Source organism: Microbulbifer variabilis, assembly GCF_020524905.1.
GTDB classification, from domain to species: Bacteria; Pseudomonadota; Gammaproteobacteria; order Pseudomonadales; family Cellvibrionaceae; genus Microbulbifer; species Microbulbifer variabilis_A.
Genome location: NZ_JAIVKI010000014.1, coordinates 33,891 through 46,874, shown reverse-complemented (window position 1 = coordinate 46,874; position 12,984 = coordinate 33,891). Strand labels below are relative to the sequence as shown.

Sequence of the window (12,984 nt, the reverse complement as noted above, 5' to 3'; positions counted from 1 at the left end):
TTATAAATCAATTGGTTAGGTTTTTGGTTAGGTCAGGTTAGGTTTGCAACCTAACCGAATTTAGAGAGCTAAGTGCATGAAAAACAAGGACTTTTTAGATGCGACTCAGGGGGTGTTAGGCCGGTTAGGTCTTTCCGATACCCCCCCTCTTATTTCTAGCGCCACCGACACCAACAGCGAGTCCCACCGCCGTAACTGTCTGGCTTGGTATCTGCTTTGTACCCGTTCCCGCAGTGAGGTTAGGGAGTGGCTGAAGAAACAGAGCACCAACCTAGCAATGGATATGCGCATACGTCTAAACAGCCTGCGGGACCAAGTGCGCGAAATACGTGAACAGGGGGAGGGCTAGGTCATGGAACACCAGCGCAGCCTGTCGCTATTTCTGGGAGAGATCACAGAAGTGCAGGTTTACAACGCCTGGTTGAACAACGCACAGATACACACGGCCTGTAGTTGGCCCGAGGTTGTGCGCGATGAATTGCTATTTGGCTGCCTCTACCGTGAGGCCGCCTACACCTATCGCGGGCAGCGCCCGCAACAGTTTGCACGATTTAACAATGAGGAAACCGTTATGCCCAAGGAAGTATTTTTACTCGACCTCGCTGAAGCCCGCCAAGTACGCCTGGCGTTGGCCCTGTGTCGAGAGCGTATTGCCTGCCCGGAAACTACCACGGTTGGCAAAGAGGAAGCCGCGCGAGAACTCAAGGCAGCTCAGGAGATTTTTGTAGCACATGAAGAACGCGCCACAGAGTTAAAGAAACTAAACCGCGAGCTGGGAGGGTTTGCTAATGCCTAAATCAACAATAGCCATTTCTACCGCTTTGTTAGATCGAATCCATTATTTAGCTGAAATGTTAGGGGGGTATGAAGCGCACTTAATCAATGGTGGAAAGCTAACCGCAGAGATTACCTACAACACGGACTGGGCGAGGAGTCAACTAGCAGATTGTGCGATAGGCATTTTAGAAGAGATCAAAACCCCATCAAAGTCCACCGGGGTTTTGTGCAAGGGATCAGGAAAAATTCACTAGGGAAAGTGGGGGATAGTAAGTGACTGAAGAGCAAATGGAAGCCTGGGAAAAGCTGGGCTCAATCCCAGAAAGAGCCAAGTTTTTATTGGATATCGGTGTTACTGCTGAAGTGGATATTGAGGAATCAGATTTAATGTTTCGTGCCTGTGTGGGTGAGGTTCGTTTGCCCGTTACCGGCGCCTCAAAACTGACAGCGATAGAAAGGGGCACCACCTGGTTAAAGGATAAGTTAAAAGAAGCAAAGGAGGGCGAGTAGTGATTTTTTGGAAATGGATCACAGGAGCTGCCGCGCTGATATTTTGCGGCACTTCCGTTGTATTCACCGTGGGGTTGTGGATTTCGATTCCCTCTGCGGAAGGTGAGCCGCTGGTTTGGGGGCTGACCGCTGGCGGGGTGGTGGCAGGGCTAACCGCTGCCGCCCTGGAGCTATGCAAATTTTCTTTTGCCCCCCTGGGGCTTTGGTTGAGAAGCCAGGGCCGGTTTATTGGCAATGTTCTATTGTTCCTCTGGCCGTTTCTGGTGTTGATCAGTATCGGCGCAACCGTTGGTTTTTTGGAGAGCCACACAACGGAGCAACAGCAAGTGAGCGCGGTAAACAGTGTGGAGTATCAGACGTTGAAACAACAGCTGAACAGTTATAACCAACGAATAAACAATATAAACGGGATTATTGCCGACTATGCGGCAACGGATTTTCGGAAAGTGGCTGTTAAAACGGATAAACGACTCGATGAACTGGAAGCAAGACGGGATGAGGTACTGGCCCAGCTAAAATCGGTGCAAGGAAGCACCACAGACAGCGCACAGGCGGCATTTTCTGGTTTGGCAACCCTTACCCACCTGGACGCCAGCAAGATACAGCACAGTGCTTTTCTGGCGTTGGCAGTAATCACTGACCTGGTAGGGCTGGTGGCATTACTAGCTTTTAACAGTGCTGTAACTGTTAAAAGCAACCAGAATGAATCATTAACAGAGCTTGTAACGGTTAACCAAGCAGAAACAGATAAAAGTGGAGAAGTAACGAAAGAACCAGAAAACCAGATACTGACTACGGCTAGCCAGCTAACACCTGAACAGCAGCAATTAGCCCAGCGTATAGCCGCCGGTGAGTATGGAGAGAAGCCAGTGATGCGCAATATTAATAGGGAAGTCAGGGGCGGAAACAATGTTGTACAACCGGTATTTGAATACCTGGAAAAAGCTGGGGTGCTAACTCGTAGTGGGAGAGGCTTTGCTTTGTGCAATGATGTTCTAGTAAATCACAGCTAATTCATTCTTATCGCTTTTTCTTCTCAAGTTTAGCCACTAGTTCCAAATGACCAAGAACCAGCTCCCGCCCCTGGGAGCTGAGTTTTCTGAAAAGATCCACATACCCTACCAACGGTCCCCACTCCAAATCAGCTAAGCCAAGTACCTCATTAGTCGAGATACTCAAAGCTTTGCACCAAATCAATAACAGTTCGGCTGGAATTGTTTGTTGGCCCTTTTCCATTTTTGACAAGGTAGAAGGAGGAACTCCTATCTGACTCGCAAAGTTACGTCCGGTGATTTTGGTCTTGATGCGTGCCTGTCGCAGTCGATTAGCAATGGAGATTCGCTGTTGTTGAAGTTCGGAATAATGATTGACGGTCAATTTCTGTACACCACTATTAATCCGAAAACTGGGCACAGTCTGTACAAATTATAAGCAAAATTGCGAATATCGAAATCTCTACTGTCTAGAATTGCGATATTCGCAACGTGAAAAAAATCGATTTGCAGCACCGGAGGCCAAGTGGTAAAAAGTTCCAAAAATTACCTAACTTATGGAATTTTTTCGCAAGGTTGATTTATTGAGCTTAGTTTTTAGAAGGAGTTTCAAAAGATGACTAATGCTGAAAGTGGACCTGTCAACATGCCTATATCCCTTATTAGGATGGTAGAAGAGCGGCGAATGGAGCTTGTCGATGATTTGTCGAATGTGCGACTAGCATTAAAAATAATTGATGGTGATGTTCCTACTGAATCATTAGCCGCTTACATGAAATTGATAGACCAAGAGTTGGTGCGCATTCAGCAGAGGATGGAGGAAGGTTTACAAAAAATCCCAGCTTTGTTGACAAGTGCAGCTTAACAAGCTGCGGCCTGTTTATATATCTCATCGCGCTCTGTGTTTGGCATGGCTTTTAGAATATCAATAAGCAGGGCGCGACGATCTACCAAAGACGGTGAAATTGTATGCTTGAAACTTAAATCCATAACAAAGGTGTGACCACAGTGCTCAATATTTTTGCAGGAGCAATAGAGCTGAGAAAGTTTGGGGTCCAACTCTTTGCGACTAGTAATGATCGACTTACTACCGCATTTAATACAGTTAATTTGCATGTCTCCCTCGGAACCTTCCCTAAAGTATTTGCACATTTTACTATCCCGGTTTTATAAATAAAACAATAAGTATTAAAATTAAACCTTCAGGTTTGGTTTTTTGTGAAATCCGGTTTTTCGAATCTAATTTTTTTATCTCTTGGAAGCCATTCATTCAACTGCATAAACACATCCTGCATTGGGAGCACTTCATTTTCGTAGTAAACACGGGTGATTTTCTCTATATCCCCGAACCCCCCTGTATTTTCAGGCATAACTCCTGCCAGTGCTGGCTGTATCCGCCACATACTGAGGATATCGTTGCGAGTTAGGCTCTTAATACGATCAAACTCGTCTTTGGTGGCAATATCCCCAACGGGGATGATCTGGACCCCCTTCTCTTTACCGTTGGGGATGTTGAGATACATAGAACGGAAATTGCCAACCCCTTTACTTTTCTGGATTTGCTCCTTGATGGCCTTTTCATCCTCATCAGATAGATTGCTATCGGTTGTATAAAATATGTAACCCATGTGGGCGCCATTGTTGTAATACTTGCGTCGAAATAGGGTGCTGTCCTCATTCAAAAGCACAGACTGAACACCGCCTAAATATTGTGGTCTGCCGTATATCTGCTGGGTTGGGTCGTATTCCTTCAGCTGAATCACTTCGCCGGGCTGGAAAACAATGGGATCTACTCCTGGGCGCAACATACAAAAGCGGTCGGCGTCCTTCATTCTACGCATGTTGAGCGCTGGCAAGTGTGCCAGGCGTAGTACCTGGTTAAACGGGTTAAATATTTTCTTGAAGTAACAGTGACCAAATACCGAGTGATCAAACCCGGCATTTGCCAGGCATTCAGGCCGCAAGGTATTACTTGGGGTAAACCACTTACGCAAAAGGTTGCGCTTAAAATAGGGAATGGTGCCGTGGTGGGCATTGGCTCCCAGTAAATTTGCCAGGCCGCTTTGACTGACTGGCGGTACATAGTAGTCGCCACTGGGCTCTAAGAAAGTGCCGAGATAATCCCCCCAGTTACCGCCCAGAACGGGTTCAGGATCGCCAAAGCTGAATAGGGTAGGGCTGCCAGATGATGCAGGCTGAGGACTTGCATTCATGCTGGATTGTTGTTTTTTGGGTGAAGTTAATTTCTTCTTTCTTCGAGCCATAGTGATCTCGTATTAACTGGCAAATGCTACTGAAGACTTTCGCCGTTTACGGTTTAGGGGTTCATTGCTGAGGCTGTGCATAATCGCCCAAGCCACATCCGCGTGACCGGTAGCGCTTGAGCGGTTGGCGGCATAGGTGATTTGGTCTTTGCCGGTGGTTGTCTGGTGGATTTGTAGAAAAGCCTGGGCGATGTCTGTGTGCTCGGCGTCCCACTCGATACGATGGCTTTCCACAACATCCTGGGCCTTCAGGACCAGATTGGTTTTTGTCTCAAGGCCGTAATGTATTGGTGTGGCGCGGGGGTAGAAATCTTTCACCATCTCAAATACCCCGTGGCCGGGGCCGGTGCAGTCAATACCGATAAATTGCACATTGTATTTTTCGATCAATTCGCGCATGCGATTTGCCTGCCACTGCCAGGCGCGGTTACGCATAACGATCTTTTCCAGTACCCGGAACTTTTCGCCCTCTTTTAAAGGTGGTGCCAATACGACAATAGCGGCACCGTCTCCGCTACGGGAAGGATCGTAGCCAATCCACACCGGGTGGTTGTCATAGGGGCGCTGGTTTTTTCTCTTGTAATCTTTCCAGGTGCTGTCTGAATCAACGGCAGCGGATAGAAGATCATCTAGTTTAAAGACCGATAGGCCCGCCTCCATAAAGGCGCACATATACTTATTATTAAATGCCGATTTACTGTTCTCAATTTTGAGTGCTTCCAAGTCAAATAGATCACACCCTTGCTCCTCGGCATCAATGACGGTAACAATATTCCGCCATATCCTGTCAGGCCCCAGTTTTCCGTTTTTGAGTGCATCGTGGCTTAGGTCAAAATCTGCTCTGTTCTTTGCATTATCGTTGTAGACCTTTCCGCTCCACATGTCATAGGCGCTATGACTTTTTATCGAAGGAACTGAAAAATAAGTGCGGCGCCATTTTTTATGGGAAGCCATACCTGATGCGAGTTCATTGGTTCTTTCAAAATCTGGAATCCAAAAGACCTCATCCACATAGAAGTGGCCATTATACCCTTGTGCGGTCCTGCCATTGGTCGAGACAAATCGAAGCTCTGCACCGTTCGACAGCTCAATAAAATCTACTCCTTTTAATTCAACGTCGAAATACTCTCGGGCAAATTTAATGATGTAGGCTTTAAATATTTCAGCTTGGTTACGGCTTGCTGATAGAAATACTTGATTGTCTCCGGTTGTGACTGCATCCTCGAACGCCTCCCAGGCGAAATAATAAGTTGCGCCTATCTGGCGGGATTTAAGGATAAAGCGGGTTCGCTGATCCTTGTTTTCATGCCAGCGGTGTTGATACTCGTAAAACAGCTCTTTGCGAATCTTTTCCAGCTGTTCGGGGGTGATCTCGCTGATGTCGTTTTTGGGCTTCTTCTTTTTCCCCCTGCCTTCACTGCGTTCGCCACGCGAGGCCATGGCTTTCTCTTTGGCCATGCGCGCTTTCTTTAAGTCAATACCGGCCAGCTTATCCAGTAGATTGCTGAGACGGTCAATCTCAGTGAAATCCTCCTTAGTCTTGTTGGGCTTTTCAACCAACACAATCAGGCGGCGAGCGGTGGCTTGCTCCACGGTTTCATGCTGAAGCATTTCTTCCCAGTGGCCTTTTTCCGCCCACTGATAAACCACCCGCGAATTATTCAGGTTTAACTGTTCCGCAATCTCTCGTGCGGACACCCTACGCAGCCACATCATTTTGGCGGCAGTTTTTATTTCATCTGAGTAAGTAGCCATGCGCCGCAGTGTACGGAAGAAGACGCAGGGAATAATGAAAATTAATTCCTATAAATACCTATTTTCTCAATATCGGAATTCGTAGGAATTCCGCTCATTGTTTGGGGTTTGGTTAGCTCTTAATCTGCGGGCTGTTCCCAAGGGGAAATAAAAATTAATCAAGGAACTGCGGAAACCATGTCCAGAAAGCTCTCTACCGATTTTGTGAAAGTGGCTACCAGTGGCCCTACTATCGACGGTCGCAATATTGGCTCAGAAGAAATTGAGCAAATGGCGGAGAGTTATGACCCGGAAGAGTACACCGCAAATATTTGGTATGAGCACATCCGTATATTTGGCAACTTTGGTAAGGTCTTGGAAGTAAAGGCGGAAAAGGATAGTAAAGGTCGTATGTGTTTGTTCGCGCGTTTATCGCCAACGGATGAACTGATGTATTTAAACAATCGTGGCCAAAAGCTATTCACCAGCATTGAAATTCAACCGAACTTTGCCGACAGCGGCAAAGCCTACCTTGCCGGCCTCGCGGTAACAGATAGTCCCGCCAGTTTAGGCACCTCAGAATTACAGTTTAGCCGTGCCCAAAACCCCGAGAATTACTTTTCCTCCGCAATTGAAATTCCTACCCTAGAGCTGGAAGGCAGCCAAGGTCTTTTTAGTCGATTCCTTAAGAGCATTGGCCGCGAATCAGAAACCACCACACCACCTGAACAGAGAGAGCAGGGCAGCGACGCTATGAATGAAAAACAATTTACCCAGCTTATGGGCGAGATTAAATCTCAAAATGAAAAAATTGAGGCATTGGGTGAGAAGTATTCGCAGTTTTCCTTGAATGATGACAAGGGAGAGTCAGATAAGTCTGAAACCGAAGAGACAGTTTCTCTTGAGGCGTACAACGCACTGAAAACCAAAGTTGATGATCTGGAGCAGAAATTCAGTGATGCGCTGAAAACTGAAGTTAAGGGTACAGAGGTTCTCGAAGGTAGTGGAGGCGCTGAGGAAGAAGTTATTTAAGACACTACATTTTTCATAGTGTGAGTCCCTAACCAAATTTAAAATTTTCAGAGACAATTTTATGCGCAACGACACTCGACAGAAATACTCCGCAATGATTGAAAGGATGGCCAAAACGTATGGCATCCAGAATGTAGAAAAGTCCTTTGCAGCTACACCAAGCATTGAACAAAGGCTGATGGACAAAATAGTCGAGTCTTCCGCTTTTCTACAGCGCATTAATGTAATTGGCGTGGATGAGCTGAAAGGCGAGAAAATTCTCGGCTCAGTAAATGGCATGGTCGGTAAACGAACCAATACCACAAGTAATGACCGCCAGACCGTAGACCCACTGGGCCTAGATGCATTCGGTTATGAATGCGTGAAAACGGAATATGACGTTCACATTCTCTATCAAACCCTGGATGCCTGGGCGAAATTCTCCGACTTTAACGACCGCTTTATGAAGTATGTGCGCAAAGCCATTGCCCATGCGCGAATCAAACACGGTTTTTATGGTGCCCAAGCTGCCGCTGAGACGAATTCCAACGCTAACCCCAACGGCGAAGATGTAAACGTAGGCTGGTTTCAACACTTGCGCAATTACAACGCAAGTGCCCAGATGCTGAAAGAGGGTGAAACCGCCGGGAAAATTCGTATTGGCGCCGGTGGTGATTACGTCAACTTGGATGCACTGGTTCACGATGTATTGCAATTGGTAGCGGACCCGTTCCGCGATGGCGATGACTTGGTGGCTGTAATTGGCCGTGACCTGTTAGCACAGGATAAGTCACAGCTTTATATCTCTCAGGGTCAAAAACCCAGCGAGAAAGAGCGAGTGGAAAACAGCGCGGTGACTCGCACCTATGGCGGTTTGCCCTCCCACTCCTTGCCCTTCTTCCCTGCGCGAGGTTTGTTAATTACCAGCTGGGACAACTTAAGCCTGTATTACCAAAACGGTGCAGTACGCCAGAAGATCGAAGATAACAGCAAACGCGACCGTGTTGAACATTACAACACCATGAATGAAGCCTACGTGGTGGAAACATTGGATAAAGCGGCCGCAATCGAATTTAAAAATGTGGAGCTGCCAGACGGTCAGGGCGGTTGGGCTTAATAGATTACGGATAGGCGCAAGCGGGCTTCCCTCGGCCACCGTGATTTAGCGACTGGTCGGGGGCTTTTTAAAGCGCCTGATTTACAGAACACAAAAACGGGTAATGATTATGAGTCTTGCATTGCGTCATAAAAAGAGATGCTTGGCTGCTGCTGTCCACCTATTAGAGACAGAGGCAGAAGCGGTAGAAACCGAAACACCCGGCCAGAAGATGAAAACCAACCACGACCGCGTAGTGGTAGAGAGTGAATTGGAGCACGATTTAAAGCTGCTTTCTGAGCGTGAAAATATCGCTGAGAAAATCGCCCTTAAAAAACAGTTGCTGCCTAAATATCTTCCGCGAGTTCGCGATTTTATGGAGAGCGGTGCAAATTATCCTTATCCCCTGCTGGTGTGGTGTGTCATTTGGTTACTGGATGTCGAGGATATTGAGCAGGCGTTGGAGCTGGCCAATTTCGCCATTGATCAACAGCAGAAAATGCCAGAGAGATTTAAACGGGATTTGCCGACCTATACCGCCGAAGAGCTGCACGACTGGGCAGAGCGTGAATATAAAAAACAGCGCAGCCCTCACCCCTACTTTGAAGAAGTGCTAAAGGCGGTTGAAACACAGCGCTGGCCAGTGGTTAACGTCATTGTATTAGGCAAACTCTACAAGCTGGCTGGTTTGATCTGTGACCAACAGGAAGATTTTGCCAGAGCGGTGCATTGGTATGAAAGGGCACAAGAAGTCAATGACAAAGCGGGAGTGAAAACTCGCTTGGAAATGGCAAGAAAGAAACTGTAACGAGTCCCCCACCCACGCGGGCCAGTGGGGCGCCTGTCGCCCTGCGCGTTCAAGCAAACCACTTGGCGCCGCGTTTTTAAAGGTTGTAATAGGTATTTGTAGTGACGGATATAAAGCGCTTTGCTGTTGGAAATGTTGTTCTTTATCAGGGGGATTCCTTGGCGATATTGGAGAAATTGCAAAGTAATAGTTTGGGAGCGGTGATTACTGACCCTCCTTATGCCAGTAGCGGAACATCCTCTTTAACCAATGCACAAGTGCCAAGTAAAAAATATCAAAATAATGATGTAAAAAACAAATTCCCAGAATTTATGGGTGAAAACAGGGATCAGCGCAGTTTTGCTTTCTGGGCGTCTCTATGGGTTAGTCAATGTTATCGGTTGGTAAAAACGGGCTCGCCAATCTGCGTTTTTAGTGATTGGAGACAGTTGCCAGCTACCACGGATTATATACAAGCGGGCGGATTTTCTTTTAACGGCATTATTCCTTGGGACAAAACAGAGTCCGTCAGACCTGCAAAAGGAAAGTTTCGCTGTCAGGCGGAATATATAGCCTGGGGATTTAAGGGGAAATGCTACGGGGATCGGCACCCGGTGTACTTAAAAGGGGCTCTGCGTGAGCGAGTCAACCCAAGAGAAAAGTTACACATGACCGGCAAGCCTGTCGCTGTTATGGATCATCTCGTGCAAGTGGTGCCGCCAGGGGAAACCATTATCGACCCCTTTATGGGTAGCGGCTCTACTGGGGTTGCGGCAATCAAAGCCGGCCACCCATTTATTGGGATTGAGGCAAGCCCGGAATACTTTGAAATAGCGAAGAAACGCCTGCGGGCTACCTACAGGGATTCAATCAGAAAGGCATGACGCAATGAGCTTTACCGGAAGACCGTCAAGCTATTTGGAAACTGTTATTGCAAATGATGGCTTTTTCCCTGACCTGTCCCTGGGGGATTTCCAAAAAATGTACGGTACTCCTGCGGATATCATGCAGGAAAAGGCGGAGCACCTTTTGCGGTTAGCCGTCATCGATGTGAATGACCGTTTGACGGAAGAGCAAAAGACTTGGCAGGCAGGGGACCACGCCACCCTGGCTGATATACCAGCGCAAAAGATAGGCGGAAAGAGCCGGCTGGTTATTCAGTATCAACGCGCTGTTTTTTCGTTAGCAACGGCAATGGCTTTCCGACAGTTCGCGACTGTCACGCGGCGGGAGATTGGCGAACATAAAGCGGCGGAAAGTCTAGAAACAGAACAAATGTATCGCGCAGAGTCTGACCGGGCGGTTCGTAATTTACGCGGTATCGATACCAATATCACCGTAGAGCTGATTTAAACCATGGCAGGAAAAAAGCTACAAGCCATCACCGCGCATTTACTTTCCGCCAATTTAGTCGCGGAAACAAAACTTGATGCCTGGATGGAAAACGGACGCCTGGCTTCAGCAAGTAAGAATCTCGGTAATGGTATTCGGGTAAGTCGTGCGGAATATGACGCGGTTATCTTATTGGAAGAATACCGGGGCGATTCTGCTTTGCTGTTCGCACTGGTTACAACCTGGTTAATGGAGCACGACAAGGACAGGGACAAATACCAACTCGCCGAACCGGAGATTGAAGTCACACCCATTGATAAAAATCTGGTGGATGTAGAAATCACCATCCGCTTTTTAGAGAACGTCGATTTAGTCCCCGATGATAACGGCCCGATTACTTACCAAGGCCAACGCTATGCGGTGGCGGTGGTGCCGATCGATGAACCAAACCAAGTGGCGGTAGGCGACAACAAGACCCTACCCACTGATGCGCCCTACAGCCGTGCAGATTGATTTAAGCGGACATATCAAGGCGCGGCAGCAATTGCAGCTGCTGAAGATGCCGCCGGCTAAGCAGCGGCGATTGGGTGGCACGCTCGCCCGCAAAGTACGCATCTATAGCCGCAAGCGTTTGCGCGAACAGAAAGCCCTGGACGGCAACGCCTGGGAGAAGCGCAAGGAGAGCCATAAAAAGGGCCGTAAAAAAATGTTACGAGGCCTGAGTAAACGGATGAGAGCGCGCGGCGTGGAATTGGGTGGTGAAGTGTTTTTTGCTGATGGCAAAACCGCCGAGATTGCCCACCAGCACCAGTACGGCGAGCCGGAAGAGTGGACCAGCCAGAAAGCCAAAAAGGTCTACGGTCAGCCGGACTACCAAGCGCCGGCAACACGATATCAGGCGCGGGCACTGAAGAAGGAAGGTTACAAGGTGCGCTTGCCCGGTGGGCGAAAAAAGAAACCCACTATCCGTTGGATAACGGAAAACCTCAGCCTGGGGCAAGCGGGATTGATTTTACGAAAGCTGCGCGACGATCCCGGTAAAAGTCGCTGGGTAATCGAATTACCGGAACGCAGCTTTTTAGGGGTGACAGAACGGGAAATTTCCGAACTGGCCAGCAAACTTTTTGATGAAACAAGCGGACGCATTCACAGCGTATAGGGGGCCAAATGGCACTGGGTAAAGTAGGTGTTAATAACCTGAATTTAGGGCAGGGCAGCTTTGACGAAATCGAACGTAAGGCGCTTTTCCTCGGCGTAGGTGATACCAACAAAGGCGCGGTGGTCGCGCTCAATTCACAGAGCGACCTGGATCAACTGCTGGGCGCGACTGACTCCCAGCTGAAAACCCAAGTGGCGGCCGCACAAGCGAACGGCGGTGAGAACTGGCAAGCCTGGGCGGTGCCCTTGGATGTGTCCGACGATTGGAAAGCGGCTCTGGAAACCGCGATGCAGAGTGTCTCGCCGGAACTGGTGGCCGTCTGTACCCCGGCCCTAGTCTCTAATGATTTGGATGTTGCCTTTGCTAAGGCTGAGAGTATTAGAACCAGCCTGGGCCGCCGCGTGGGCATCCTAATCGCTACCCCCGGCATCGATGACACTAGCCAAACCTGGAGTGACTATCTGGCCGCACAGGCGGCCATTGTGGAGCCGGTCAACGCCTATAGGGTTTCCCCGGTCCCCCTATTGCATGGAAACAATTTGGGGGCCTTGGTGGGGCGTCTGTGTAATCGTGCGGTCAGCATCGCCGATACCCCAATGCGAGTTGGCACAGGGCCAGTGCTGTCTTTGGGATCGGTTCCCAACGATAAGGACGGCGTACCCCTGGACAACGCTCTGTTGTCCAGCCTGGACGCGCTGAGGCTGTCCGTACCGCAAACCTATCCAGATTATCCGGGCACCTACTGGGGCGACTGCAATCTGTTGGACGCGGAAGGCGGGGATTATCAGGTTATTGAGAATCTGCGCGTAGTGGACAAGGCAGCGCGGGCTATCCGGGTGTTGGCCATCTTTCGGGTGGGTAATCGCCAGTTAAATAGCACCTCAATTTCTATCGCCTCAAACAAAACTTACTTTTCCCGCCCTTTAAGACAGATGGCGCGCAGTATCCGCCTTGGAACAGATGAATTTCCTGGTGAAATTAAAGCGCCCAAGGATGGAGATATCGAGATTGTTTGGCCCACCCGTGACAAGGTTGAAGTTTATCTAAAGGTTACGCCCTATAACTCGCCAAAATCCATTACTGCCAATATTGCGTTGGATCTAAGCAACGGCGGCTGATTTCAGTTTATCGGGATAGTGAATTTATCTTTTGAACATCAGTTCATAAATTATGAACTCCTGAGTTTATTAAGTGGCAGTGAAAGCTAATAGCTAGTTTTTATATATAAAACGCACAAAGACATATTTCTATATCAAGGAAGGCAATAATGAAATATTTAGTTTTCTAACTGATCAGTCACTACCTCTAATGTGCGTATTGAG

Annotated in this window: 18 protein-coding genes; 14 read left to right on the top strand and 4 right to left on the bottom strand. The window is 48.3% G+C overall.

Going from position 1 to position 12,984, the window contains the following annotated elements; translation table 11 throughout:
- Positions 1–76: 76 nt before the first annotated feature.
- From LC073_RS15330 to LC073_RS15310, 5 genes are read left to right on the top strand one after another with little or no spacing between them, the layout of a single operon-like run.
- Entirely contained in the window at positions 77–349 is a 273-nt protein-coding gene (locus LC073_RS15330) for a hypothetical protein (RefSeq protein ID WP_226648169.1), read from the top strand.
- Between the two features lie 3 nt (positions 350–352).
- A complete protein-coding gene (locus LC073_RS15325; RefSeq protein ID WP_226648167.1) occupies positions 353–796 on the top strand; it encodes a hypothetical protein in 444 nt (147 codons plus the stop codon).
- Complete coding sequence (locus LC073_RS15320; protein WP_226648165.1) at positions 789–1,031, top strand: hypothetical protein; 243 nt, start codon at positions 789–791, stop codon at positions 1,029–1,031. The genes LC073_RS15325 and LC073_RS15320 overlap by 8 nt, the downstream gene beginning before the upstream one ends.
- 19 nt (positions 1,032–1,050) lie before the next feature.
- Positions 1,051–1,287, top strand: a complete 237-nt coding sequence (locus LC073_RS15315; protein ID WP_226648163.1) for a hypothetical protein — start codon at positions 1,051–1,053, stop codon at positions 1,285–1,287.
- The gene (locus LC073_RS15310; protein WP_226648161.1) at positions 1,287–2,300 is read left to right on the top strand and encodes a hypothetical protein; all 1,014 of its coding nucleotides are present in this window, start codon (positions 1,287–1,289) and stop codon (positions 2,298–2,300) included. Before LC073_RS15315 ends, LC073_RS15310 begins: the two co-directional genes overlap by 1 nt.
- A gap of 7 nt (positions 2,301–2,307) precedes the next feature.
- Here LC073_RS15310 and LC073_RS15305 read toward each other — a convergent pair whose 3' ends face one another.
- Positions 2,308–2,664 carry a helix-turn-helix domain-containing protein gene (locus tag LC073_RS15305; protein ID WP_226648160.1) on the bottom strand — a complete coding sequence of 119 codons (357 nt, stop codon included), beginning with the start codon at positions 2,662–2,664 and terminating at the stop codon, positions 2,308–2,310.
- Between the two features lie 231 nt (positions 2,665–2,895).
- Here LC073_RS15305 and LC073_RS15300 point away from each other — a divergent pair, with 231 nt between their 5' ends.
- The gene (locus LC073_RS15300; protein WP_226648158.1) at positions 2,896–3,144 is read left to right on the top strand and encodes a hypothetical protein; all 249 of its coding nucleotides are present in this window, start codon (positions 2,896–2,898) and stop codon (positions 3,142–3,144) included.
- Here the strand turns inward: LC073_RS15300 and LC073_RS15295 are convergent.
- The 3 genes from LC073_RS15295 to LC073_RS15285 are packed head-to-tail and all read right to left on the bottom strand — an operon-like array spanning position 3,141 to position 6,298.
- Complete coding sequence (locus LC073_RS15295; protein WP_226648156.1) at positions 3,141–3,431, bottom strand: ogr/Delta-like zinc finger family protein; 291 nt, start codon at positions 3,429–3,431, stop codon at positions 3,141–3,143. The two genes, LC073_RS15300 and LC073_RS15295, sit on opposite strands and share 4 nt — an antisense overlap.
- A 50-nt stretch (positions 3,432–3,481) precedes the next feature.
- Entirely contained in the window at positions 3,482–4,543 is a 1,062-nt protein-coding gene (locus tag LC073_RS15290; protein ID WP_226648155.1) for a phage portal protein, read from the bottom strand.
- A gap of 12 nt (positions 4,544–4,555) precedes the next feature.
- Positions 4,556–6,298 (bottom strand): terminase large subunit domain-containing protein, encoded by a 1,743-nt coding sequence (locus LC073_RS15285; RefSeq protein WP_226648154.1) that lies wholly within the window; start codon positions 6,296–6,298, stop codon positions 4,556–4,558.
- Positions 6,299–6,475: 177 nt separating this feature from the next.
- On the opposite strand from LC073_RS15285, the gene LC073_RS15280 reads away from it, so the two are divergent.
- From LC073_RS15280 to LC073_RS15245, 8 genes are all read left to right on the top strand, one after another.
- Positions 6,476–7,309, top strand: a complete 834-nt coding sequence (locus LC073_RS15280; RefSeq protein ID WP_226648153.1) for a GPO family capsid scaffolding protein — start codon at positions 6,476–6,478, stop codon at positions 7,307–7,309.
- A gap of 61 nt (positions 7,310–7,370) precedes the next feature.
- A complete protein-coding gene (locus LC073_RS15275) occupies positions 7,371–8,405 on the top strand; it encodes a phage major capsid protein, P2 family (protein ID WP_226648152.1) in 1,035 nt (344 codons plus the stop codon).
- A 109-nt stretch (positions 8,406–8,514) separates the two neighbouring features.
- Entirely contained in the window at positions 8,515–9,192 is a 678-nt protein-coding gene (gene gpM, locus LC073_RS15270; protein WP_226648151.1) for a phage terminase small subunit, read from the top strand.
- Positions 9,193–9,293: 101 nt separating this feature from the next.
- Positions 9,294–10,055: a DNA-methyltransferase gene (locus LC073_RS15265; protein ID WP_226648149.1), complete on the top strand. Its 762-nt coding sequence runs from the start codon at positions 9,294–9,296 to the stop codon at positions 10,053–10,055.
- Positions 10,056–10,059: 4 nt separating this feature from the next.
- Positions 10,060–10,524, top strand: a complete 465-nt coding sequence (locus tag LC073_RS15260; RefSeq protein WP_226648147.1) for a head completion/stabilization protein — start codon at positions 10,060–10,062, stop codon at positions 10,522–10,524.
- Between the two features lie 3 nt (positions 10,525–10,527).
- Entirely contained in the window at positions 10,528–11,016 is a 489-nt protein-coding gene (locus tag LC073_RS15255; RefSeq protein ID WP_226648146.1) for a phage tail protein, read from the top strand.
- Entirely contained in the window at positions 10,991–11,662 is a 672-nt protein-coding gene (locus tag LC073_RS15250) for a phage virion morphogenesis protein (protein ID WP_226648144.1), read from the top strand. The genes LC073_RS15255 and LC073_RS15250 overlap by 26 nt, the downstream gene beginning before the upstream one ends.
- A gap of 8 nt (positions 11,663–11,670) precedes the next feature.
- Positions 11,671–12,780 carry a DUF2586 domain-containing protein gene (locus LC073_RS15245; protein ID WP_226648141.1) on the top strand — a complete coding sequence of 370 codons (1,110 nt, stop codon included), beginning with the start codon at positions 11,671–11,673 and terminating at the stop codon, positions 12,778–12,780.
- Positions 12,781–12,984 lie beyond the last annotated feature (204 nt).